Below are 23554 nucleotides of genomic sequence, written 5' to 3' on the forward strand. Positions count from 1 at the left end.
AGTGGTGAGCGCCCCGCACCTGCTGGACCGGCCGCACCACGACGGCTCCGCGCTCTACCTGGACCGGACGGAGTTCAGCCTCGGTGAGGTCGGCAGGGTCCGGCTCCGGGTCCCGCGCGGGTTCGGCGAACAACGGGTGGTGCTGCGGGTGACCCGGGACGGCGACCCGCTCAAGCTGCCCGCGCGAGTGGTGGCGCAGGACGAGCACGAGCGCTGGTACGAGGCCGACCTGCCGGTCGACAATCCGGTGGTCGGCTACCGCTGGCTGCTCACCCGGGGTGACGGCTACCTGTGGCTCACCGGCCGGGGGCTGTTTGCTCGCGATGTCGCCGACGCCGGGGACTTCCGGGTGACCAGCTACGGCGGGGCGCCGGCGTGGGCGGCCGGGGCGGTCGGCTACCAGATCTTCCCTGACCGGTTCGCCCGGTCCCGGGAGGCCGGGCGGCGCCGGCCTCCCGACTGGGCGCTGCCGGCCGGCTGGGACGACGCCCCGGCCGAGCAGGGCGACGCCGCCGTCCGGCAGTTCTTCGGCGGCGACCTGGCCGGGATCGCCGAGCACCTGGACTACCTCGACGATCTTGGGGTGAACCTGCTCTACCTGACGCCGTTCTTCCCGGCCCGCAGTTCCCACCGCTACGACGCCGCCACCTTCGACCACGTGGACGACTCGCTGGGCGGCGACCAGGCCCTCGGCGTTCTCACCCGGGCAGCCCATGCCCGCGGGATGCGGGTGATCGGCGACCTGACCACCAACCACACCGGCGACGCCCACGAGTGGTTCCGGGCGGCGCAGGCCGATCGCGGCAGCGTGACGGCCGGCTTCTACTACTGGGCCGACGACGTGCCGTTCGACCTGCACCGCTGGCAGCAGTCGCTGGCCGACCAGTGGGGCGGCGAGGTCGCCAGTGCCGGCTGGGTCGAGCCGGTGGACTACGTCACCTGGCTCGGGGTGGCGTCGCTGCCGAAGCTCAACTGGGGGTCGCAGGAGTTGTGGGACCGGATGCTCCGCGGTCCCGGCTCGGTGGTGGGCAGGTACCTGCGCCCACCCTTCGGCCTGGACGGCTGGCGGATCGACGTGGCGCACATGACCGGCCGGTTCGCCGCCGACGACTACCACGATGCCGTGGCCCGCGCGATCCGGGCGACCATCGACGCCACCGGCGGATTGCTGGTCGGCGAGCACTTCTACGACGTCTACAACGACCAGCTCGGCGACGGCTGGCAGTCGGTGATGAACTATCAGGGCTTCATCAAGCCACTGTGGTCGTGGCTGACCAGGCCGGACAGCGATCTGCGGTTCGCCGACCTGCCGGTGCCGATCCCGCGCCGTCCGGCGACCGACGTGGTGGCCACGATGCGCGACTTCGACGGCTCGGTGCCGTGGCGACTGTCCTCCCGGCAGTGGAACATGCTCGGCTCGCACGACACCGCCAGGATCGCCACGGTCACCGCCGACCCGCGACTGGTGGAGGTCGGGGCGGCGTGGCTGTTCACCTACCCGGGCATTCCGGCGCTGTTCGCCGGCGACGAGGGCGGCGCGGTCGGGGTGAACGGGGAGAACTCCCGCACCACGATGCCCTGGGACCAGATCGACGCCGGCGGCGGCCCGCGCTGGGACGGTGCCGCCTTCCAGCGCTACCGCAGCCTGATTCGGCTGCGGCGGGCGAGCACCGCCCTGCAGGACGGCGGGCTGCGCTGGGCGGTGATCACGCCGGATGCGGTGGCCTACCTGCGCGAGACCGCCGGAGAACGCCTGCTGGTCGTGCTGGCCAGAGCCCCCTGGCAGGGAACGCGGCTGCCGCGGTGGCTGCTGGCGGACGGGGCCACGCCCGAGTTGCTGTACGGCGGCAGCGCCGCCGCGACGCCGACGCTGACGGTCGAAGACGCCCTGTCCATATCGGGCGAGGGTCCGGCGGTCGGGGTCTGGCGGCTGGAATGATCGGGGTTTGCAAGGAAGGGACGTAGCACCATGGCACTGTCGAACCCCGTGCTCTACGAGCTGGCGGAGGCCTTCGGCATCGCCACCGAGTTCTGGGACTGGAAGGGTCGTCACACCGAGATCGACGACGACACCATGATCGCGATCCTGGGGAGCATGGACGTCGACGCCACCGACGCCGACCGGGCCCAGGCGGCACTGCGGACGCTGCACGACCGGCCGTGGACCAGGCTGCTGCCGCCCTGTGTGGTGATGCGCTCGGGAGCCGAGCAGGTGGTGCTCGCCCACGTCCCGCATGGAGCCTGGGTCAGGCTGGCGGTGCGGCTGGAGGACGGCGGCCACCGCGAGGTGCCGCAGATCGAGCACAACGTCGCGCCACGACTGATCGATGACGTCGAGATCGGGGAGGCGGCCTTTCAGCTGCCCGGTGACCTGCCGCTGGGCTACCACCGGCTGCAGGCGACCACCGAGCACGGCACCGAAGAGGTCACCCTGGTGGTCAGCCCGTCCTTTCTCGGCTTCCCGCCCGCGATGGGGGAGAAGCGGGTCTGGGGGTACGCCACCCAGCTGTACAGCGTCCGGTCGGAGGACTCCTGGGGGATCGGCGACCTGGTCGACCTGGCCGACCTGGCGATCTGGTCGGGCGCCGAGCAGTTCGCCAGCTTCCTCCTGATCAACCCACTGCACGCCGCGCAGCCGATGCCGCCGATCGAGCCGTCCCCGTACCTGCCGGCCAGCCGGCGGTTCGTGAACCCGCTGTACGTCCGGCCGGAGCACATCTTCGAGTACTCCCAGCTCTCCGAGACCGACCGGCAGCGGATCGGGACGGTGAAGCAGCAGCTGCTGGAGACCCTGGCCGGTGAGCCGCTGATCATGCGGAACCTGATCTGGCCGGCCAAGCTGGCGGCCCTGCGGATCATCTTCGGTCACGGGCTGCGACCGGCCCGGCGGATGGCGTTCAACGACTTCCTGCGGCGCGAGGGCCGCGCGCTCACCCAGTTCGCCACCTGGTGCGCGCTGGTGAACGTCCACGGGGTGAACTGGCGGGAGTGGCCGGCAGAATTGCAGCGACCCAGCTCACCGGAGGTTGCAGCCTTCGCGCAGGACAACGCCGAGGAGATCGAGTTCCACGCCTGGATCCAGTGGATCGCCGACAACCAGTTGCGGGCGGCGCAGTCGGGCGCCCGGGACGCCGGGATGCGGGTCGGGGTGGTGAGCGACCTCGCGGTGGGGGTGAGCGACTGGAGTGCGGAGGCGTGGACCTACGGCAACACCTTCGCCCAGGGGGTCAGCGTCGGTGCGCCGCCCGACCACTTCAACCAGACCGGTCAGGACTGGGGCCAGTTGCCCTGGCGTCCGGACCGGCTGGACGACCTGGCCTACGCCCCCTTCCGGACCATGGTCGCCGGGCTGTTGCGGCACTCCGGCGGGATGCGGGTGGACCACATCATGGGGCTGTTCCGGCTGTGGTGGATCCCGGCCGGGATGCCGGCGACCAAGGGCACCTACGTCCGTTACAACCACGAGGCGATGGTCGGCATCCTGGCGCTGGAGGCATACCGGGCCGGCGCGCTGATCGTCGGCGAGGATCTCGGGGTGGTGGAGCCCTGGGTGCGTGACTACCTGCGCGAGCGGGGCATCCTCGGCACCTCGATCGCCTGGTTCGAGACTGACGGCGCGGGGGAGCCGCTGCCACCCGAGCAGTGGCGGGAGTACTGCCTGGCCTCGGTGACCACCCATGACCTGCCCCCGACGGCCGGCTACCTGGCCAAGGATCACATCCGGCTGCAGCACCGGCTCGGTCTGCTCACCGAGTCGTTGGAGACCGAGCTTGCGCAGGCCGAGCGGGAGCAGCAGGCGTTCATCGCGGCGCTGCGCCGCGGAGGTTTCCTGACCGAGGACGAGCCGAGCACCGAGGACATCGTGCTCGCGCTGCACCGCTACCTGCTCGCCACCCCGGCCCGGGTGCTGTGCGCCACGCTGCCGGACGCGGTGGGCGACCGCCGCACCGAGAACCAGCCCGGCACGGTCGACGAGTACCCCAACTGGCGGGTGCCGCTCAGCCACCCCGACGGTCACCCGATGACCATGGAAGAGCTCTACACCGACGAGCGCGCCCTGCGCCTGGCCGGCGTCATGAACGGCTTCGCCGTCCCCCCTGTCGAACCCCGCTTCGAGGTCGAACGCCTCGCCGCCGATTGACTCCCGGGCCAGGGGACGGTTCCGGTGTCAGGGGAGTTGGACGCCGGCGGCGGCGAAGTCCTCCAGGGTGGTCTGGAGCCGCTCGGGCGCGACAGCGGCGGTGAGGTCGAGCAGTACCCGGGTGGCCAGCCCGGCTGCGGCGGCGTCCAGGGCGGTGGCGCGGACGCAGTAGTCGGTGGCGATCCCCACCACGTCCACCTCGGTGATCTCGTGAGCGGCCAGCCAGTCGGCCAGCGGCTGGCCATCGGCGGCGCCCTCGAAGCCGGAGTAGGCGGCCGCGTACTCGCCCTTGGTGAACACCGCCTCGAACGGACGGTTGACCAGGTTGGGATGGAAGTCGGCGCCCGGGGTGCCGGCCACGCAGTGCACCGGCCAGGAGTCGACGTAGTCGGGGTGGTCGGAGAAATGCGGGCCCGGGTCGATGTGGTGGTCCTGGGTCGCCACGACATGGTCGTAGCCGTGGCCTGCCCCCAGCAGGTCCGAGATCGCGGTGGCGACGGCAGCTCCGCCGGCCACTGCCAGCGAGCCACCCTCGCAGAAGTCGTTCTGGACGTCGACGACGATCAGCGCACTGCTCACGGGGTCACCTGCTTCGCGTACGGGTTGACGGCCTGCCCGCCGTCGTTCTCGATCATGATGGTGTCGATCACGGGTTCACCGCGGGACATCTGGTGGGCGGTCATCGGTAGTTCGGCGAGTGCCCGGTGGTGGCGGTCACGCGCGGCCTGCAGCGGCTCGCGTCCGACCATCCGGCCATGGTCGACCAGGCGAACCAGCAGTGGACGGTCGTTGCCGTCGCCCACCGGCGGGGTGCCGATACCGATCACCTCGTGCTCGGCCCGGCCGTTCTCATCGAGCCGGCGCAGGGCGTACTTCCGTCCGCCGATCGAGGTCTTCTCCCGGCTCTTCTTGGCCACCGGCACCAGTGGCGAGCCCTCGCGGTCGTCGGCGGCCCGGGCGACCAGCTTGTAGACCATGCCGCAGGTGGGGGCGCCGGAGCCGGTGACCAGTGAGGTGCCGACGCCGTAGCCGTCCACCGGGGCGCTGCGCAGCGCGGCGATCTGGTACTCGTCCAGGTCGGAGGTGACGATGATCCGGGTGCTGGTGGCACCCAGCGAGTCGAGCAGGTCACGGACGTCGCTGGCCTGGTCGGCCAGGTCCCCGGAGTCCAGCCGGACGGCGCCCAGCCTGCCCTCGGTGAGCCGGACACCGGTGCGGACGGCGGTCTCCACGTCATAGGTGTCGACCAGCAGTGTCGTGCTCTCGCCCAGCGAGGCCAGCTGGGCGGCGAAGGCGTCCTCCTCGCTGTCGTGCAGCAGGGTGAAGGAATGGGCGGCGGTGCCGGTGGTCGGGATGCCGTAACGCCGTCCCGCCTCGAGGTTGGACGTGGCGGAGAAGCCGGCGATCCAGGCCGCCCGGGCAGCGGCCACGGCCGCCGACTCGTTGGCCCGGCGGGAGCCCATTTCGATGCAGGGCCGTCCGGCGGCGGTGGTGATCATCCGGGACGCCGCCGAGGCGACCGCGCAGTCGTAGTTGTAGATCGACAGCAGGACGGTCTCCAGCATCACCGCCTCGGCGAAGCTGCCCTCCACGATCAGCAGCGGCGAGCCCGGGAAGTAGGCCTCGCCCTCGGGGTAGCCCCAGATATCGCCGGAGAATCGGTACTGCGCCAGCCACTCGGCAAGCTCGGCGGTGATCACCTTCGTGGTCAGCAGGAAGTCGAGTTGCTCCGGCTCGAACCGGAAGGCCTCGATCGCGTCCAGGACACGGCCGGTGCCGGCCACCACACCGTAGCGGCGCCCGGTGGGCAGCCGCCGGGCGAAGAGTTCGAAGACGCTGCGCCGCGCCGCGGTGCCGGAGCCGATGGCCGCCTGGACCATCGTGAGTTCGTAGTGATCGGTCAGCAGCGCTGTGCTGGCGCCGGACGCAGAGGCAGTGGCCATACTGGCCAGCGTAGTGCTTCGGCTCGCGTGCCAGAATGGGGCCCATGACCACCCCGGACGCACCCGGCCAGCCGGCCGGCGGCACCGCCGTCACCGAACTGCCTGCCGAGCAGGATCAGCTCGACGCCGGCTGGGTGACCATCGTCTGGGACGACCCGGTCAACCTGATGAGCTACGTCACCCACGTCTTCGCCACCTATTTCGGCTACCCCGAACCCAAGGCCAGCAAGCTGATGATGCAGGTGCACACCGAGGGCAGGGCAGTGGTGTCGCACGGCACCCGGGAGCAGATGGAGTCCGACGTGGACGCGATGCACTCCTACGGGCTGTGGGCGACCCTGGAGAAGGCCTCGTGAGTGACGTCGTCCGCAAGGGACCGGTGATCAAGCTGCGGCTGACCGAGTACGAGGCCACCCTGCTGGAATCCCTGATGGACCAGTTGAGCGAACTGCTGGACACCGAGGCCGAGCTGCCGCCGGCCGACGACCCCTTCGAGCGCTGGCAGGCCGAGTTCTCCGAGACCGCGCCCCTGGATCGCAGCGACCCGGTCATCGAGCGGCTCTTCCCGCAGGCCTATCCGGAGGATCCGGCCGCCTCGGCCGAGTTCCGGCGGTTCACCGAGACCGGGCAGCGCCGGGCACGGGTCGAACAGGCCGGACTGGTGATGGATGCGCTGCGCGAGTCGAACGGCGGCCGGCGGCCGGTCCAGATCCGGGTGGTCGATCTCGACCAGTGGCTGAAGGGACTGACCGCGCTGCGGCTCAGCCTGGCGGTACGGCTCGGTATCGAACACGCCGAGGATGCTGAGGCCCTGGACCGGCTGGACGACGACGATCCCCGCCGCTACACCTACCAGGTCTATGAGTGGCTCGGCTACCTCACCGAGGCGTTGCTCAGCCGCTCCTGACCGTCCAGGAAATTCGGTCTGACCTTTTTGCGAAAATGGTCAACGCCCTACGCAATTTAGCGTAGCCTTACCTACGTGCCGGGAATAACTCACGAATCAGTTGCGTTAATCGGCCCGCCATCGCCGCGGGGTGACGCGGAGCTGCGTGAGCCCGCCCGATCCGTGACCCGGGGCCGGGACTGGTCCCCGGTGCGGCGGGTCGTCACCTGGCTGTGTGCCGCCTGGCTGGTCTGCGCGATCGGCTGGGTCACTGCGGCACCCGCCTCGGCCGAGGAGCGCTGGCAGACCGTGGCCGACACTGTGACCGCGCTGCTCGACGCCGTGCCCGGGCACTACCGCGACGGCGACCTGAAGACGGTCGAGGCCACCATCCGCAAGGCCTACTACGAGCACTACCAGGCCAGTGGACTGGAGGACGAGATCAAGCACCGGCTGGGTGCCGAGCGGGCGAAGGCCTTCCAGACCGGCGTCGTCGAGCTCCGCAACCTTGCCCGCGACCAGGCTCCGCAGGCGCAGGTCGAGCAGCGAACCGCCCAGCTGGTGACCCAGCTGGCCACCGACGTCACCGAACTGCGTGACGCCCCCGAACTGACCGACCGCTGGAGCCGGGTGGCGCAGAGCATCGTCGAAGCCGTCGAGCACGCCCTGACGCTGTACGAGCAGGGCCAACCTGATGAGGGTCTGAAGGAGGCCACCCGGGCCTACCTGCAGCACTACGAGGCCGACGGCCTGGAAAAGGCGACCCTGTCCTACCTCAGCAACGGCCGGGCGGCAGCGGTCGAGGCCGAGTTCCGCGAGATCCGGGTCGGGATCCGCGACGGCGCACCGCTGGAGGAGGTCCGCGGCCACGTTGCCACGCTCAGCCAGATGGTGACAGAGGACGCAGCCGCGCTGGACGCGCTCGGTGCCGATGAGGCGGTCGGCTGGGGCGGTTTCGTCGCTGCGCTGCTGATTCTGGTCCGCGAGGGCGTCGAGGCGCTGCTGGTGGTCGCGGCCGTGATCACCTACGTAGTCAAGACCGGCCGGCGCGACCAGCTCCGCGGGGTCTACCTCGGAATCGGCGCGGCGATCGCGCTCAGCATCGTCCTGGCCGTGCTGTTCAACTCGCTCACCAGCAGTGCCGACCTCGGCCTGGCCCAGGAGCTGATCGAGGGCGTCGCCGGCGCGTTGGCAGCGGTGATGCTGATCTACATCAGCAGCTGGATCCTCTCCAAGTCCGAAGGCGACGCCTGGCACCGCTACATCAGCGGCACGGTCGACCAGCACGCCGAATCCGGTGGCCGCTGGGCGCTGTTCACGGTGGTCTTCCTGGCGGTGGCACGGGAGGGCTTCGAGACCATCTTGTTCTTCATCCCGATCTTCGGTGCTGCCCAGACCGCCACCGACCACCTGCTGATCTGGGCGGGCATGGCCACCGCCGTCGTCATCCTTGCCCTGCTGTTCGTGGCGGTGCGGTACTTCGGCGTCCGGCTGCCGCTGCGTCCGTTCTTCCGCTGGACGTCGGTCCTGCTCGCCTTCCTGGCGATCACCATCGCCGGCGGTGCCGCCAAGGAGTTGCAGGACGCCATGATCCTGGACGCCACGCCGGTCGCGGGCGTCCCGCAGATCGAGTGGCTCGGCCTGTACCCCACCGTCGAGACCCTGACCGTCCAGGGCATCGTCACCGCCATCGTGCTGGGCCTGATGGTCTGGCAGTTCCGGAAGTCTGCGGCGTCCGCAGCCAATGAAAACACCGAGGAAAGGGTAGAAACCAAGTGAAGATCATCCAGCAGGCAGCCATCGCCGCCAGCGCGCTCGCGCTGCTGCTCGCCGGCTGTTCGGCGGCTCCGGCCGAATCGCCTTCCGTCGCGGCGGGCAGCACCGCCTCGGCCCCAGCCGAATCCACCGAACCGGAAACCACCGACGACCCCAACGTGGTGGGCATCAACGAGTTGCCGGTGGGCGACTCCGGCCCGCAGCAGGCCGGCGACTACCTCGAGGTGAACGCGGTCTACTTCCAGGCGATCGACATGGAGCACGGCACCATGGCCATGCCGCCGGCCTCGGAATCCGACATGCACTTCGAGATCGACATCAAGACCACCGAGAAGGCCAAGGACATCGGCTTCGAGGCCGAGCAGTTCATGCCCTACCTGAAGATCACCCCGAAGCTGACCGAGAAGAACACCGGCAAGGTGGTCGAGCTCGGCACGCTGATGCCGATGATCGCCTCGGACGGCCCGCACTACGGCAACAACATCAAGCTGGAGCCGGGCCTCTACACCGTCGAGTTGTCCATCCAGTCGCCGGCCGACGACTTCATGCTGCACACCGGCAAGGACACCAGCGGGGTGAAGGGCCGGTTCTGGACCGAGCCGCTGAAGGTCACCTTCGACAACTTCGAGTGGGACGGCCAGCTGCTCTGACGAGCTGACCAGGCCAGTACTCCATGCTCAAACTGTTCGTTGCCGCGGCGGAACTCGCGCTCCCTCTGTGCGTGTTCTCCGCCGTCCTGATCGCCAACCGCGCCTACCCGCCGGCCCAGCGCCAGCGGGTAGGCCGGTGGACGGTCGCCGCCCTGGCGCTCGGTGCCCTCGCTGCGGCCACGATCGCGGGCCTGCGGCTGAACACCAAGCTGATCCGGCTGCCCATGATCAATCTGTGGGCGGGCATCTTCTTGTTGCTGGCCCTGATCGCCTTCCTGGTGATGTTGTGGGCGATCGGCCGCCGGCCGCTGGTCGCCGACGAGAGTGGGGGGCTGCTCAGCCGACTGCTCACGGGAACGAGCCTGGCCGCGCTGTCGCTGGTCAACCTGTTCTATGGCATCCCGCTCTACCTGGCCAGTGACCGGGTGGTGCCGATGGGCGGGGTGCTGTTCGCCAGCGACTCCCTGATCAACCTGATCGGCTACCTGCTGGGCATCGCCGCGATGGCGACGGTGGGCGTGGTGCTGACGGTGAGCCTGGGACGGATGCCCGGTCTGGCCCGTCGCATCCTGACTACCGTGGTGATCGGGATCGCGATCCTCACCGGCTGGCCGCCGCTGTACCAGCAGTTCTCCACCGCGAAGCTGCTGCCGAAGAGTTCGCTGAACTTCCAGACGCTGCTGTGGGTGCAGCGCCACAATGTGGCGATCCTGCTGACCCTGGCCACCCTGGTGGTGGTCGCGGCGGTGATCGCCTACCTGGTCCGCCGTCGTAGCGCCCCGGCCGACGCGGTACCGGCCGAACACCGCCTGGTGAAGGCCGAGGGGGTCTCCCGGCGCCGGGTGCTGGGCTGGTCGGCGGCGCTCGGGGTGGGCCTGGTGGCCACCTTCACGGTGGGCAAGCGGGTGGCCGAGGCCGTCCCGGAGCTGTCCGCGATCGAACCGTCCACGGTGAACGGCCCCACTGTCGAGGTGAGCCTGGAGCTGGTCAGCGACGGGCACCTGCACCGCTTCGGCTACCAGGCGACCGGCGGCACCCTGGTGCGGTTCATCGTGATCCAGAAGAACCCGACCGCCTACGGCACCGGCCTGGACGCCTGCGAGATCTGCGGGCCCAGTGGTTACTACGAACGGGACGGCAAAGTGGTGTGCCGGGAGTGTGACGTCATCATGAACACCCAGACCATCGGCTTCCCCGGGGGCTGCAACCCGATCCCGATCCAGTACGAGCTGGCGGGCGGGCAACTGCTCTTCCAGGTCGCCGAATTGGAGGAGAAAGCCAGGGTGTTCGCCTGATGTTCTTCTTCCGCATGATCTCCCGGGCGCTGCGCCAGCAGCTCGGCAAGCGGGTGATGATCGCCGTCACGATCTGCCTGGGCGCTGCCCTGACCACGTCGATGATGGCCGTCATGCTCGACGTCGGCGACAAGGTCAAGCAGGAGCTGAGCTCCTACGGCGCCAACATCGAGGTGACCTCGAAGGGTGCCTCGGTCGTCTCCGAGGTCTACGGCACCGACGACGAACCAGCCGGCGCGCTGCGCGAGGACGAGTTGCCCAAGCTGAAGTCGATCTTCTGGGCCTACAACCTGGAGGATTTCGCGCCCTACCTGAAGACCACCGTCCAGGTCGGCGCCAGCGGCGATTCCGCCCCGGTCACCCTCTACGGCACCTGGTTCGACCACACCCTCACCCTCGACATCGGCGAGCCGGTGCAGACCGGTCTGCTCCGGTTGCGCGGCTGGTGGGATGTCGAGGGGGGGTGGGCCCAGGACGCCGACCCGCAGCAGGCGATGGTCGGGGCGAACCTGGCCGCCGCCCACGGCTGGTCGGTCGGTGACACCGTGCCCGTCGCCGGGACGGACGGGGACGCAGAACTCCGGGTGGCCGGCGTCTTCCACGCCGGCAGCGACGAGGACGACGTGCTCTACGTCCCGCTGGCCACGGCGCAGCAGTTGACCGGACGTCCCGGTGAGGTCGACCGGATCGAGGTACGGGCGATCACCACCCCGGAGAACGAACTCTCCCAGCGCGCCGAGCGGGATCCCACCAGCCTCTCGGTGGCCGACTGGGAGACCTGGTACTGCACCGCCTATGTGTCGTCGATCTCGTACCAGATCGAGGAGGCGCTCACCGACGCGGTGGCCAAGCCGGTCCGGCAGATCGCCGACAGCGAGGGCGTCATCCTGGAGAAGACCCAGCTCATCATGGTGCTGATCGCCGTCCTGGCGATGGTCGGTTCGGCGCTGGGGATCGCCAACCTGGTCACCGCCGGGGTGATGGAACGTGCTCCCGAGATCGGCCTGCTGAAGGCGATCGGGGCACGCAACGCGTCGGTGGTCGGCCTGATCATCGCCGAGACGATGGTGGTCGGGCTGGTCGGCGGGGCGGTCGGCTTCGTCCTGGGTATCGGTCTCGCGCAGGTGATCGGGCAGGTGGTGTTCTCCTCCTGGATCACGCTGCGTCCACTGGTGCTCCCGGTGATGGTGGCGCTGATCACCTCGATGATCCTGGTCGGCACCCTGCCGTCGCTGCGGGCGCTGATGAAGCTGGAGCCCGCCAACGTCCTGCACGGGAAGTGAGTCGATGACCCGCGCCAGGATGTACCTGCGGATGATCACCCGCGCCTTCGTGCGCCGGCTGTCCCGGGTGGTGATCGCCTCGCTGGCGATCGTCGTCGGGGCGACCACGCTGTCGGCGCTGGGGATCATCACCTACACCGTCCCCGAGCAGATGGCACGGGAACTGCGCTCCTACGGCGCCAACCTGGTGGTGTCCGCCGCCGGAACCCAGACCCTGCGGGTCAGCGACATGGAGACGATCAACGACGCGCTGACCGGCACCGGTGCCTCGTTGGTCGGCCACGCCCCCTACCGCCAGGACAACCTGCTCTACAACCAGCAGCCGCTCTCGGTGATGGCCACCGACTTCGGCCTGGCCACCGCGATGCGGCCCTACTGGAGCATCGACGGGGAGTTGCCCGCGCAGCCCGGCGAGTTGCTGGTCGGCCGCGACCTGGTGAAGCGGTACGGCTTCGAGGTCGGCGACCAACTCAGCCTTGTCGCCCGGGCCGAGGCCGGGGTCGACTCACAGCCGGTCACCGTGACCGTCTCGGGGCTGCTGCGCACCGGTGGCCCCGAGGACGCCATGCTGCTGCTCTCGCTGGCGGACCTGGAGTCCATCCTCCCGGCGGACGGCCGGATCGACATGATCGAGTACTCGGTGCTGGCCGATCAGGGCGAACTGGAGACCATTGCCCAGCTGATCGACGCCACTGATACGGCCGCTCACGCCCAGGTGGTGAAGCGGATCACGAAGTCGGAGTCGGGCGTGCTGCTCACCCTACGGGCCCTGATCTGGATCGTCAGCGTGATCATCGGCGCGCTGACCCTGATCAGTGTGACCACCACGATGAACGCCGTGGTGGGTGAGCGGGCCACCGAACTGGCCCTCAAGAAGGCGCTGGGCGCCTCCAGCCGGGAACTGGTCGGGGAGTTCATCGGCGAGGGCGTCATCCTGGGGTTGTTCGGCGGTCTGCTCGGCGCCGTGGCCGGGATCGCCGTGGGCGGCCTGGTCACCCAGGAGGTGTTCAACCTCAACCTGCAGGCAAGCTGGTGGGTGGTGCCGTTGACCATGGTGGTGGCCGCGCTGGTCAGCGGGCTGGGCAGCTTCCTCACCGTCCGACGCATCATCGGCATCAATCCGGCAGCAGTGCTGGGGGGAGAGTGACATGGAATCGCAGACGGTCTACAGCCTGAGCGGGGTCAGCCGGCTCTACGGCGAGGTGGCGGCGCTGGACAGCGTCGACCTCACGATCCACAAAGGGGAGTGGCTGTCCATCGTCGGCCCGTCCGGCTCGGGCAAGACCACGCTGATGAACATCCTGGGCTGCATGGACACCGCCACCTCGGGCACCGTTCTGCTGGACGGGGAGCACCTCGACCGACAGGGCGAACGCGAACTGGCGAACATCCGCCGGCGGCGGATCGGGCTGATCTTCCAGAAGTTCCACCTGGTCAAGCACCTGACAGCGGTGGAGAACGTGATGGTCGCCCAGTACTACCACTCCCTGCCGGACGAGGCGGAGGCCCGCGCGGCGCTGGAGCGGGTCGGCATGGGCGCCCGGGCCAACCACCTGCCGCGGCAGATGTCCGGCGGCGAGCAGCAGCGGGTGTGCGTCGCCCGGGCGCTGATCAACTCGCCCTCGGTGGTCCTGGCCGATGAGCCCACCGGCAACCTTGACGAGGCCAACGAGCAGATCGTGCTGGAGTTGTTCCACCAGCTGCACGACGACGGCACCACGCTGGTGGTGGTCACCCACGACGCGACCGTGGCGGCGCAGGGGCAGCGGCAGATCATCCTGAACCACGGCCGGATCTCCCGGGTGGTCGAGACCGAGGACTACATTCGCTGCTACGGTTCCGCGGCGGGCGAGGCGGCGCCGGCGGGCGGGGGAGTGCTGCGATGAGCGGCCCGGGACGGACCAGGGTGGCAGCGTTCGCCGCCGCCGTGGCCCTGGTCGCCTTCGCCGGCTGCACCCAGAGCATGAAGATCGCCGACTATCCTGACGGCGACTACCGGGGCTCGAGCGCGCCGGACGACCAGGGTGCGATCGGAACGGTCGAGTTCAGCATCTCCGGCGGGCGTGTGACGCAGGCAGCGTTCGTCGTCACCGACCCGGACGGTACCCCGCACGACGAGAACTACGGCCTCTCCAAGGCCACCGGGAAGCCGGTCGACCAGGCCTTCTACCAACGCGCGCAGGCGGCGGTGACCGCCGAGCAGGCCTACGTTGCGCAATTCCGGGAGGTGGGCGACGCCGACGAGGTCGATGTCATCGCCGGCGCCTCGCTGTCCCACCGGCAGTTCGTCGAGGCGATCACCGACGCGCTGAGCCACACCGCATGACACCCGCAGTGGCCGGGGAGTCCGGCCACGAGAGGTGGTCGGAGTCCACCGCGATGGGCACCACCGTCCAGCTCTGCCTGGTCGGCGAGGAGCCGGACGATGTCCGCGCCGACCAGGCCGGGGAACTGCACGCCCTGGTCGCCGAGGTGGATGCCGCGCTCTCTCGTTTCCGGGCCGACAGCGATGTGGGACGGTTGAACGCGGCCCCCGGCCGCTGGCTCCCGGTCGGGCCCCATCTGGTGGCGGTGGCCCGGGCAGCGGTGCGCTACCGGGAACTCACCGGCGGCGTCTTCAACCCGGTCGGCGGTGGGTCGGGACTGGAGCTGCGGGCCAGGTCCGGGGACGGCTGGCAGGCCCGGCTCGGCCCGGGAGGCAGCCTTGATCTGGGGGCGATCGCCAAGGGCTATGCGGCCGATCTGGTCCGCGACCGGGCCACTGCGTCCGGGGTGCTGGTCTCGCTGGGTACCTCGTCGATCTCGGTGGCCGGTTGGCCACTCGTCCGGGACCGCTGGCGGATTGCGGTCAGCTCGCCCTGGGAACCGCTGACCGAGACGCTGGGCTATCTGGAGGTCGGCCGCGGCTCGTTCTCGGTGTCCGGGTTGCGCGGCCAGCGGATCCGGGCCGGCGAGGTGGTAGCCGGGCACGTCCGGGATCCGCGAACCGGGACCTGGGCGCGAACCGACGTCTGCGCGGCAGGGGTGCTGAGTGAGGACGGGATGCTCAGCGAGGCATTGTCGACCGCCTGTCTGGTGCTGGGCCTGGAGCGCGGGATGGGACTGGCAGAGCAGCTCGGGGTGGCGGCACTGTTCCTCACCGTGGACGGTCGCGCTCTCGGTTCGCCCCGGCTGGCCTCGTTGTTCTCGCTCCGGGCGGGGGTCGGGGCGAGACTGCGTGAACTTCGGGAGCAGGCGGGCCTGCCAGTACGGTGAGGACACAGCCGGAGTGCGGTTCGGGCACCTGCTGAGTGGCCTTCCGGGGTGGCAATCAGCCTACGCAATTAAGCGTAGGCTAACCTCTGTGCGGGACATGACTCTTGACCGGGCTCCGTTGGGGCATCGCCTGGTGTTGCAGGATGCTGTCGGCGTGGGCACCACCCGCCGGCTGGCGGCGCTCGGGCTGCGTCGTGGGGTCGAGGTGACGCTGTTGCAGCGCACCTGTGGCGGTGGCCGGATCGCGATGGTCGGCGGCACCCGGCTGGCGCTCGGTCCGGGCGTCCTGAAGCACATCCAGGTTGCGGTGGCCTCATGAAGCTGTCCACCAGTCAGGCCGGGGCACCGGCCGGCGCCCGTCCGCCGTCGGTCAAGGCGACCTGCCACAGCGGCGGCTCGATGGTCTCGGCCGGTCCGGACGCTGCGGTGGTGGCGCTGGTCGGTGCCCCGAACACCGGCAAGTCGACGCTGTTCAATGCGCTCACCGGTTCCCGGGTGACGATGGGCAACTGGCCCGGTACCACAGTCGAGGTGTCCCGCGGCGTGTGGCACAGCGATGGCGCACCCTGCAGTTGCTGTGGCGAGGCCGAGTGCAGCTGCGAGGGTTGTTCCTGCTACGCCGGCCGGATCGACTTCACCCTGGTCGACCTGCCCGGTGCCTACTCTCTCGACCCCGAGTCCCCGGACGAGGCGCTCACCCGCGAACTGCTGCTGGAGGGGCCGTCCCAGGAACGCCCGGACGTGTGCGTGCTGCTCACCGATGCCTCCCGGCTCTCCCAGAGCCTGTTCCTGGCCGCCCAGGTACGAGAACACCCCACCCGGCTGGTGATCGCGCTGACCATGCTGGACATCGCCGGCAAGCAGGGCATCGACCTCGACCTGGCCGCCCTGGCCACCCTGACCGGGGTTCCGGTGGTCGCGCTCGATCCCCGCCGGCGGACCGGACTGCCCGAGCTATCGGAGGCCGTCCGCGAAGCGCTGCGGCTGCCCGTCCCCACCCCACGAGAACCGCTCTACCTCGACGAGAACGACGAGTGGGCACTGGACAACGATCGATTCAACTGGGTTGCCGCCGCCGTCGAGGCGGCCACGGTGACGCCGGGCCGGGACGGCGGCACCCGTTCGGACCGGATCGACCGCTGGGTGACCGCACCGGTGATCGGGCCGCTGATCTTCCTGGCCGTGATGTGGGTGGTCTTCCAGATCACCACCACCGTCGCCGCCCCGATGCAGGACGGCCTGGACGCGCTGATCTCCGGTCCGGTCTCGGACGGCACCAAGGCTCTGCTGGCGGCAGTCGGCTGGGGTGGCGGCTGGTTCGAGGCGCTGATCGTCGACGGGTTGATCGCAGGCGTCGGCGCCCTGTTGACCTTCGTCCCGCTGATGGCGCTGATGTTCGTCCTGCTCGCCCTGCTGGAGGACTCGGGCTACATGGCCCGCGCCGCTGTCGTCACCGACCGGGTGATGCGGGCGATTGGCCTGCCCGGCCGGGCGTTCATCCCGCTGATCGTCGGCTACGGCTGCAACGTCCCGGCGGTCTCGGCCACCCGGGTGCTCCCGGTCGCGGGTCAGCGCATCCTGACCGCGTTGCTGGTGCCGTTCACCGCCTGCACCGCGCGGCTGGCGGTGTTCGTGATGGTCGGTGTGGCCTTCTTCGGCTCCGGAGCCGGCACGGTGGTGTTCGCCATGTACGTCGCCTCGGTGCTGGTGGTGATCGGCGTCGGGCTGATCCTGCGACACACCTTGTGGCGTGGCCAGAAGGTCGAGCCACTGGTGATCGACCTGCCGCCCTACCAGGTGCCGACCCTGCGGCTGACCGCCTCGGTGACCTGGGTGCGGCTGAAGGGCTTCCTGCAGACCGCCACCGGCATCATCGTCGTCACCGTCGCCGCGGTGTGGCTGCTGCAGTCGGTGCCGGTGCGGGGCGACGGCGGCTTCGCCGACACCCCCGTCGAGGACTCCGCCTACGGGGTCGCCGCCCAGGCGATCACCCCGGTCTTCGCCCCAGCCGGCTTCGCCAAGTGGCAGACCACCTCGGCGCTGGTGGTGGGCTTCGTCGCCAAGGAGGCGGTGATCTCCTCCTGGGCGCAGACCTATGCCCTCGACGAGCCCGAGGAGGGCGAGGCCGGGCCGCTCGGCGACCGGATCGTCGCTGACTTCACCGAGTCCTCCGGCGGGCACCCGGTGCCTGCGGCGCTGGCCTTCCTGGTGTTCATGATGTCCTACACCGCCTGCATGGCGACGGTGGCCACCCAGTGGCGCGAGATCGGGCCGAAGTGGACGTTGTTCGGGGTGGCGATGCAGTTGGTGGTCGCCTGGTCGCTGGCGGTGCTGGTGTTCCAGATCGGACGGTTGTTCTGGTGACCACCCTCAGTGTTGCTGCCAGCCCGATGACGATCATCCTGGCCGAGATCGAGGACGGGGTCTCCTCGGTCCCCGGCCTCGTCGCACGCACCGGGCTCACCCCCGATCTGGTGCGTGCCGTGGTCGACCGGCTGACCCGGACCGGCCGGGTGCAGAAGTGGGTGGCGTCCTCGGAGTGTGCGCCCACCGGCTGCCGGGACTGCGCGGCCAGGGGCTGCCCGCTGTCGTCCGCGGCGTAACAGACCGGCGCCCGGCTACCAGATGTCCGGACGGCGCCGGTCGGGCGGGCTGGGCGGTGACTGCTTGCTGGGCTGGGGGACGATGGTCCGCCAGGTCTGGTCCAGCAGCTTCAGGGCGCGCAGGGTCCAGCGAGTGACGTCGATCGGCGGGATCTGCATGGCTCCTCCTTGCTGCCGTTTCCATCATGCCGAACCACGAAAGCCCGTGGCGAGCGCCCGGCCGGGCGGACACCGACCGAGGGAGGCTACAGTCAGTGGACGTGGCAACGTCTGACGCCCCGATCGGGGTCTTCGATTCCGGCTTCGGCGGGCTCACCGTCGCTCGCGCGCTGGTCGACCAGTTGCCCGACGAGGACATGGTCTATCTCGGCGACACCGCCCGGGCGCCGTACGGCACCAAGACCATTCCCGAGGTGCGCGAGTACGCCCTGGAGTGCCTCGACTATCTCGCGGAGCAGGGCGTGAAAGCCCTGGTCATCGCGTGCAACTCGGCGTCCTCGGCGGTGTTGCGGGATGCCCGGGAGCGCTACGACGTCCCGGTGATCGACGTCATCCTGCCAGCCGCCCGGCGCTCGGTCAGCACCACCAGGAACGGCCGGATCGGCCTGATCTGCACCACGGCGACAGCTGCCTCGGGCAGCTACGACGACGCACTGGCCGCAGTGCCGCGGATCGACCTGGTCACACAGCCCTGCCCGGCCTTCGTCGATTTCGTCGAGGCGGGCGTGACCAGTGGCACCGAGTTGCTCGAGGCGGCGCGCGGGTACCTGCTGCCGCTGCGGGAGGCGGACATCGACACCCTGATCCTGGGTTGCACCCACTACCCGCTGTTGTCCGGCGTGATCTCCTACGTGATGGGGGAGGACGTGACGCTGGTCTCCTCGGCGGAGGAGTGCGCGCGCCAGACCTACGCGACGCTGACCGATCTCGGTCTGTTGCGCACCGTGCCGCACGAGCCGCTGCGTCGGTTCCTGACCACCGGGAGCCCGGAACTCTTCGAGGGGGTCGGGCGCCGCCTGCTGGGGGGCTTTGTGACCCAGGTCGAGCAGGTTTACGCGCTGGTGTGAGGTGTGCCGGGACGGATCGCGCCGGCGTCCCGTCCCGCGTCTGGGTGTCGGCCGTTGTCGGTCCGGACGGCTAGGGTTGGGGCCATGACCAGAGCCGACGGACGTGCCCCTGACGAACTGCGCCCGGTGCGCATCACGAGGCAGTGGCTCGACCACGCCGAAGGCTCGGTGCTGGTCGAGTTCGGAGCCACCCGGGTGCTGGTCGCTGCGTCGGTCACCGAGGGCGTGCCGCGCTGGCGGAAGGGCTCCGGGCTGGGCTGGGTGACCAGCGAGTACGCCATGCTGCCACGCGCCACCCACACCCGCAGCGACCGGGAGTCGGTGAAGGGCCGGATCGGGGGCCGCACCCACGAGATCAGCCGGCTGATCGGCCGCTCGTTGCGGGCCGTGATCGACTACGCGGCGCTGGGCGAGAACACCATCGTGCTTGACTGCGACGTGTTGCAGGCCGACGGCGGGACGCGCACCGCCTCCATCACCGGGGCGTACGTGGCGCTGGTCGATGCCGTGACCTGGCTGCGCGAGCGGGGCGCCCTGGCCGGCGAGCCGCTGCTCGGCTCGGTGGCGGCGGTGTCGGTCGGCGTGGTCGACGGCGTGCCCCTGCTCGACCTGAACTACGGCGAGGACTCCACCGCCGAGGTCGACCTGAACGTGGTCGTCACCGGTTCGGGGGAGTTCGTCGAGGTACAGGGCACCGCTGAGGGGCAGCCCTTCGACCGTGCCGTCCTCAACCAATTGCTCGACCTGGGGCTGGCCGGCTGCGACCGGCTCGCCCAATTGCAGCAGGAGGCGCTGGCCCGATGAGGACGGTCGTCGTCGCCACCCACAACCACAAGAAGTCCACCGAACTGCAGCGGGTGATCGCGGCCGAGGGTCTCCAGGCCGAGGTTCTTGGGCTGGACGAACTTCCGGCCTATCCCGAACCTGCCGAGACCGAGACCAGCTTCGAGGGCAATGCGCTGATCAAGGCCCGGGCAGCAGCGGGGATCACCGGCTACCTCGCTGTCGCCGACGACTCCGGGCTGGCAGTCGACCTGCTGAACGGCATGCCGGGAGTGCGGTCGGCCCGCTGGTCGGGGCCGGACGCGTCCGATGCCGACAACCTCAACCTGCTGCTGCGGCAACTGGCCGACACCGACGAGGAGCAGCGCACCGCCCGGTTCGTCTGCGCCATGGCGCTGGTTGCCCCCGACGGACGAGAATGGGTGGTGCGGGGCGAGATGCTCGGCCGGCTCGTGCTGCAACCGCGGGGCAGCAACGGGTTCGGCTACGACCCGATGTTCGTCGCCAACGGCCAGAGCCGGACCAATGCCGAGTTGACCCCTGCCGAGAAGGACGCGATCAGCCACCGCGGCAAGGCGGTCCGGTCGATGCTGCCGCTGCTCCGCGAGGTGCTGCGGGAGACCGCCGGCTGACCCGGGAACCACCCGACCGCGAAGGAGGAGCAGTGAAGCAATACCTGGATCTGATGCGCCATGTGCTCGATCACGGCGTGGCGAAGTCCGATCGCACCGGTACCGGGACGCGGAGTGTCTTCGGTTACCAGATGCGGTTCGACCTGTCCGAGGGGTTTCCGCTGCTGACCACCAAGCGGCTGCACACCCGCTCGATCTTCGGGGAGCTGCTGTGGTTCCTGCGTGGCGACACCAATGTGGGCTGGCTGCACGACAACAACATCACCATCTGGGACGAGTGGGCCGACGCCAACGGCGATCTGGGCCCGATCTACGGCTACCAGTGGCGCTCCTGGCCGACTCCCGACGGCCGCCACATCGACCAGATCAAGGGCGTGATCGCGTCCCTGCAGAGCAACCCCGATTCCCGCCGCCACATCGTCTCGGCCTGGAACGTCGGCCAGCTCGACCAGATGGCGCTGCCGCCCTGCCACGCCTTCTTCCAGTTCTACGTGGCCGACGGGCGGCTCTCCTGCCAGCTCTACCAGCGCTCGGCCGACATCTTCCTCGGGGTGCCGTTCAATATCGCCTCCTACGCGCTGCTGACCCACCTGGTCGCCCGCGCCACGGGGCTGGACGTCGGCGACTTCGTCCACACCCTGGGTGATGCCCACCTGTACAGCAACCATCTGGAGCAGGCCCGGCTGCAGCTCACCCGGGAGCCTCGCCCGTTGCCCCGCCTGGTCCTCAACCCGGCCGTCACCGCAATCGACGCCTGGACGCTGGCCGATATCGAGGTGGTCGACTACGACCCGCACCCCGGCATCAAAGCCCCGATAGCGGTCTGAACCTACCGGGGTTTCTCGCCTTCACGAGGGTGCACAGGCCGCGGCCTCAGCCCGACGGGGAGGACGGTCCGATCACGCTGGCTGACGGCACGCTGGCGATGGAATCCGGCGAGAACACCATGAGCTTCGTCCGGGTCGTGAGCTAGGGGTTCCGACCTGACCGAACACCAGCGCCGGATGGCCGTCCATCAGCGGCCCGTGTGCCGGTGATTGCCGAGCGTGGCGAAGGATCAGCGATCTTTCGTTCGGCAACCCGGGGAAGCGCGGTGGCGTGACAGGAATATACCCCAGGGGGTATTATTCCGACCATGGATGGACACCAGGTCGATGAGCGTCCCCTGTCCGGCCCCGGTGGCCGGATCCCGGTCGTGGATGCCGGCTTGGCCGCGCCTGCTGGGATCGCGGCCGTCCGTGCCGGCTGGACGGTCCGCCATACCCTGCTGGCAGCGGCGGCCGCCCCGGTGATGTTCGGTGTCTACCGTGGCGCGGCCGGTGGGGCGGCGGTGGGGTGGGGCTGGTACCTCGTTCTGGCCGCCGCCGGCCTGCTCGCCGGCGTCCTGGTGGCCTTCTACCTGCCGCTACGCGGACAGCCGCGGGAGAAGCTCGGGCCCTGCTTTGTGATGCCGGTCGCCATGATGCTGGCCGCCGGCGTCCTGTTCGCTCCTGGAGTGACGCCGTTCACCGCAACCGTGGCGCTGGTCCTGCTGGCCTTCGGGGTGCTGCGTCGCGCCACGAGCCTCAATACCTGCTGATGAAGGAGACCTCGATGAAACGCAATGTCGGCACGATCGACCGGATCGTGCGTGCAGTTCTGGCCGTGCTGCTGGTGGTGGCGGCCGGCCTGATCGGCTTTGGCAGTGTCGGCGGGATCGTCCTGCTGGTGCTGGCAGCCATGATGGTGTTGACCTCTGCCACCGCGGTCTGCCCGCTCTACGGCCCGCTGAAGATCACCACCAACCGCTGACGACCAGCCGCCCCCGGGCGGGCGGTAGCATCGCGGGATGCGAATCATCGGCATCGCGATCGTCGGCGCCAACGGGGTGATCGGGGACGGCGACAGCCAGCCTTTCCAGATCGCCGAGGACTGGGAGCGCTACAAGCGGGTGACCATGGGGCACCCGATGATCCTGGGACGCCGCACCCACCAGGCGATCGGACGCTGGCTGCCCGGGCGTACCACCATCGTGGTGACCCATGACCCCGACAACATCGAGCTTCCGTCCGGTGGAACCGCCCGTGGCTTCGCCGTCTCGTCCCTGGCTGAGGCGCTCGACCTGGCGCGCTCGCTGGACGAGGAGATCTACGTCGCCGGCGGCGGCAGCATCTACCGCGCGGCCTGGCCCGAACTGACCGAACTCGATCTGACCGAGGTGGAGGCCGAGGCCACCGGGACGGTGTTCTTCCCTCCGGTCGAGCCGACCGAGTGGCAGGAGGTCTCCCGCGAGCAGCGCGACGGCTTCGCCTTCGTCCGCTACCTGCGGCGGACCGTGTCAACCGCAACGGACTAGCGGGTGCGCACCACGGCCAGCGTCCTGCACCTCGACCTGGACGCGTTCTTCGCCGCCGTCGAGCAGCGGGACAAGCCGTCGTTGCGCGGCAAGCCGGTGATCGTCGGCGGTCTCGGCCAGCGTGGGGTGGTGTCAACGGCCTCCTACGAGGCTCGGGTGTTCGGCGTGCACTCGGCAATGCCGATGCACGAGGCCCGGCGGCGCTGTCCGCACGCGGCCTTCCTGGCCGGACGGTTCGGCGCCTACCGCCAGGCCAGCGGCATCGTGATGGAACTGCTGCATGAACTGTCGCCGCTGGTCGAGCCGCTCAGCCTGGACGAGGCCTTCGTCGACCTGGCGGCCGGACCGGACCGCTCGCTGGCGCCGGATGACCTGCTGGACCTGGTCGCGGACCTCCGCTCGCAGGTGGTCGAGCGGACGGGCGGACTGACCGCCTCGGTGGGGCTGGGGTCGTCCAAGTTCATCGCGAAGGTCGCCAGCGAGCTGGCCAAGCCGGACGGTGTCCGGCTGGTGCCGCCCGGCGACGAGGTGGCGACCATCGCCGGCCTGTCCGCCCGCGCGATTCCCGGGGTTGGCCCGGCCACGATGGAACGGCTGACCAGGCTGGGGGTCTCCACAGTGTCCGACTTGCAGCGGCTGTCGCCGGCCGAGTTGGTACGCGAACTCGGCAAGGCGGCCGGCGAGACCCTCGCCGACCTCGCATACGGACGCGACGACCGTCCGGTCGAACCCGAACGTGAGACGAAGTCGATCTCGGTGGAGGACACCTTCGAGCACGACATCGCCGACCTTGCGGTGCTGGACGGGGTGCTGGAGCGTCAGGCCGCCCAGGTGGTGGAGCGCCTGGAGAAGGCAGGACTGTTCGCCCGGACCGTGACGGTGAAGGTGCGCTGGCCGGACTTCTC

At 69.8% G+C, this 23554-nt stretch carries 26 protein-coding genes; 23 read left to right on the forward strand and 3 right to left on the reverse strand.

The window, feature by feature from the left end; all coding sequences use genetic code 11:
* Positions 1–4: 4 nt before the first annotated feature.
* Both VB080_RS04150 and malQ read left to right on the forward strand, forming a co-directional pair.
* Entirely contained in the window at positions 5–1939 is a 1935-nt protein-coding gene (locus tag VB080_RS04150; protein WP_323417167.1) for a glycoside hydrolase family 13 protein, read from the forward strand.
* A 30-nt stretch (positions 1940–1969) separates the two neighbouring features.
* Complete coding sequence (gene malQ / locus VB080_RS04155) at positions 1970–4141, forward strand: 4-alpha-glucanotransferase (RefSeq protein WP_323417168.1); 2172 nt, start codon at positions 1970–1972, stop codon at positions 4139–4141.
* 27 nt (positions 4142–4168) lie between these two features.
* Here malQ and VB080_RS04160 read toward each other — a convergent pair whose 3' ends face one another.
* The gene (locus VB080_RS04160) at positions 4169–4720 is read right to left on the reverse strand and encodes an isochorismatase family protein (RefSeq protein ID WP_323417169.1); all 552 of its coding nucleotides are present in this window, start codon (positions 4718–4720) and stop codon (positions 4169–4171) included.
* Positions 4717–6084 (reverse strand): nicotinate phosphoribosyltransferase, encoded by a 1368-nt coding sequence (locus VB080_RS04165; protein WP_323417170.1) that lies wholly within the window; start codon positions 6082–6084, stop codon positions 4717–4719. Before VB080_RS04165 ends, VB080_RS04160 begins: the two co-directional genes overlap by 4 nt.
* A 35-nt stretch (positions 6085–6119) precedes the next feature.
* On the opposite strand from VB080_RS04165, the gene clpS reads away from it, so the two are divergent.
* The 13 genes from clpS to VB080_RS04230 all read left to right on the forward strand — a co-directional run bounded on the left by clpS (position 6120) and on the right by VB080_RS04230 (position 17832).
* Positions 6120–6440 carry an ATP-dependent Clp protease adapter ClpS gene (clpS, locus tag VB080_RS04170; protein WP_416339596.1) on the forward strand — a complete coding sequence of 107 codons (321 nt, stop codon included), beginning with the start codon at positions 6120–6122 and terminating at the stop codon, positions 6438–6440.
* A complete protein-coding gene (locus tag VB080_RS04175; protein ID WP_323417172.1) occupies positions 6437–6991 on the forward strand; it encodes a DUF2017 family protein in 555 nt (184 codons plus the stop codon). Before clpS ends, VB080_RS04175 begins: the two co-directional genes overlap by 4 nt.
* A gap of 189 nt (positions 6992–7180) precedes the next feature.
* The gene (locus tag VB080_RS04180) at positions 7181–8749 is read left to right on the forward strand and encodes an FTR1 family protein (protein WP_323417173.1); all 1569 of its coding nucleotides are present in this window, start codon (positions 7181–7183) and stop codon (positions 8747–8749) included.
* Positions 8746–9396, forward strand: coding sequence for an iron transporter (locus VB080_RS04185; RefSeq protein ID WP_323417174.1), 651 nt, complete (start codon positions 8746–8748; stop codon positions 9394–9396). Before VB080_RS04180 ends, VB080_RS04185 begins: the two co-directional genes overlap by 4 nt.
* 23 nt (positions 9397–9419) lie before the next feature.
* Positions 9420–10691, forward strand: coding sequence for a DUF2318 domain-containing protein (locus VB080_RS04190; RefSeq protein WP_323417175.1), 1272 nt, complete (start codon positions 9420–9422; stop codon positions 10689–10691).
* Positions 10691–11974 (forward strand): ABC transporter permease, encoded by a 1284-nt coding sequence (locus tag VB080_RS04195; RefSeq protein ID WP_323417176.1) that lies wholly within the window; start codon positions 10691–10693, stop codon positions 11972–11974. Before VB080_RS04190 ends, VB080_RS04195 begins: the two co-directional genes overlap by 1 nt.
* A gap of 4 nt (positions 11975–11978) precedes the next feature.
* Complete coding sequence (locus VB080_RS04200; protein ID WP_323417177.1) at positions 11979–13121, forward strand: ABC transporter permease; 1143 nt, start codon at positions 11979–11981, stop codon at positions 13119–13121.
* A 1-nt stretch (position 13122) separates the two neighbouring features.
* Positions 13123–13860 (forward strand): ABC transporter ATP-binding protein, encoded by a 738-nt coding sequence (locus tag VB080_RS04205; RefSeq protein ID WP_323417178.1) that lies wholly within the window; start codon positions 13123–13125, stop codon positions 13858–13860.
* Entirely contained in the window at positions 13857–14300 is a 444-nt protein-coding gene (locus VB080_RS04210) for an FMN-binding protein (RefSeq protein WP_323417179.1), read from the forward strand. The genes VB080_RS04205 and VB080_RS04210 overlap by 4 nt, the downstream gene beginning before the upstream one ends.
* The gene (locus VB080_RS04215) at positions 14297–15229 is read left to right on the forward strand and encodes an FAD:protein FMN transferase (protein ID WP_323417180.1); all 933 of its coding nucleotides are present in this window, start codon (positions 14297–14299) and stop codon (positions 15227–15229) included. The genes VB080_RS04210 and VB080_RS04215 overlap by 4 nt, the downstream gene beginning before the upstream one ends.
* Before the next feature lie 97 nt (positions 15230–15326).
* Entirely contained in the window at positions 15327–15548 is a 222-nt protein-coding gene (locus VB080_RS04220; protein ID WP_323417181.1) for a FeoA family protein, read from the forward strand.
* A complete protein-coding gene (gene feoB, locus VB080_RS04225; protein ID WP_323417182.1) occupies positions 15545–17593 on the forward strand; it encodes a ferrous iron transport protein B in 2049 nt (682 codons plus the stop codon). The genes VB080_RS04220 and feoB overlap by 4 nt, the downstream gene beginning before the upstream one ends.
* Positions 17590–17832, forward strand: coding sequence for a hypothetical protein (locus VB080_RS04230; RefSeq protein WP_323417183.1), 243 nt, complete (start codon positions 17590–17592; stop codon positions 17830–17832). The genes feoB and VB080_RS04230 overlap by 4 nt, the downstream gene beginning before the upstream one ends.
* A 15-nt stretch (positions 17833–17847) precedes the next feature.
* On the opposite strand, the gene VB080_RS04235 is transcribed toward VB080_RS04230, so the two are convergent.
* Positions 17848–17991, reverse strand: coding sequence for a hypothetical protein (locus tag VB080_RS04235; RefSeq protein ID WP_323417184.1), 144 nt, complete (start codon positions 17989–17991; stop codon positions 17848–17850).
* 95 nt (positions 17992–18086) lie between these two features.
* Between VB080_RS04235 and murI the strand changes: the two genes are divergently transcribed.
* From murI to VB080_RS04275, 8 genes are all read left to right on the forward strand, one after another.
* The gene (gene murI / locus VB080_RS04240; RefSeq protein ID WP_416339597.1) at positions 18087–18899 is read left to right on the forward strand and encodes a glutamate racemase; all 813 of its coding nucleotides are present in this window, start codon (positions 18087–18089) and stop codon (positions 18897–18899) included.
* An 84-nt stretch (positions 18900–18983) separates the two neighbouring features.
* Positions 18984–19703, forward strand: coding sequence for a ribonuclease PH (rph, locus tag VB080_RS04245; protein ID WP_323417186.1), 720 nt, complete (start codon positions 18984–18986; stop codon positions 19701–19703).
* A complete protein-coding gene (rdgB, locus tag VB080_RS04250) occupies positions 19700–20314 on the forward strand; it encodes an RdgB/HAM1 family non-canonical purine NTP pyrophosphatase (protein ID WP_323417187.1) in 615 nt (204 codons plus the stop codon). Before rph ends, rdgB begins: the two co-directional genes overlap by 4 nt.
* Before the next feature lie 32 nt (positions 20315–20346).
* Positions 20347–21141, forward strand: a complete 795-nt coding sequence (locus tag VB080_RS04255) for a thymidylate synthase (RefSeq protein WP_323417188.1) — start codon at positions 20347–20349, stop codon at positions 21139–21141.
* Positions 21142–21449: 308 nt separating this feature from the next.
* Complete coding sequence (locus VB080_RS04260; RefSeq protein WP_323417189.1) at positions 21450–21893, forward strand: hypothetical protein; 444 nt, start codon at positions 21450–21452, stop codon at positions 21891–21893.
* Between the two features lie 14 nt (positions 21894–21907).
* The gene (locus tag VB080_RS04265; protein WP_323417190.1) at positions 21908–22105 is read left to right on the forward strand and encodes a DUF2892 domain-containing protein; all 198 of its coding nucleotides are present in this window, start codon (positions 21908–21910) and stop codon (positions 22103–22105) included.
* 37 nt (positions 22106–22142) lie between these two features.
* Complete coding sequence (locus VB080_RS04270) at positions 22143–22649, forward strand: dihydrofolate reductase (RefSeq protein ID WP_323417191.1); 507 nt, start codon at positions 22143–22145, stop codon at positions 22647–22649.
* Between the two features lie 3 nt (positions 22650–22652).
* Positions 22653–23554, forward strand: a 902-nt coding sequence (locus VB080_RS04275) for a DNA polymerase IV (protein WP_323417192.1), incomplete at its 3' end; no start/stop codon positions are given.

This window comes from Propionicimonas sp. (assembly GCF_034927565.1).
GTDB lineage: Bacteria > Actinomycetota > Actinomycetes > Propionibacteriales > Propionibacteriaceae > Propionicimonas.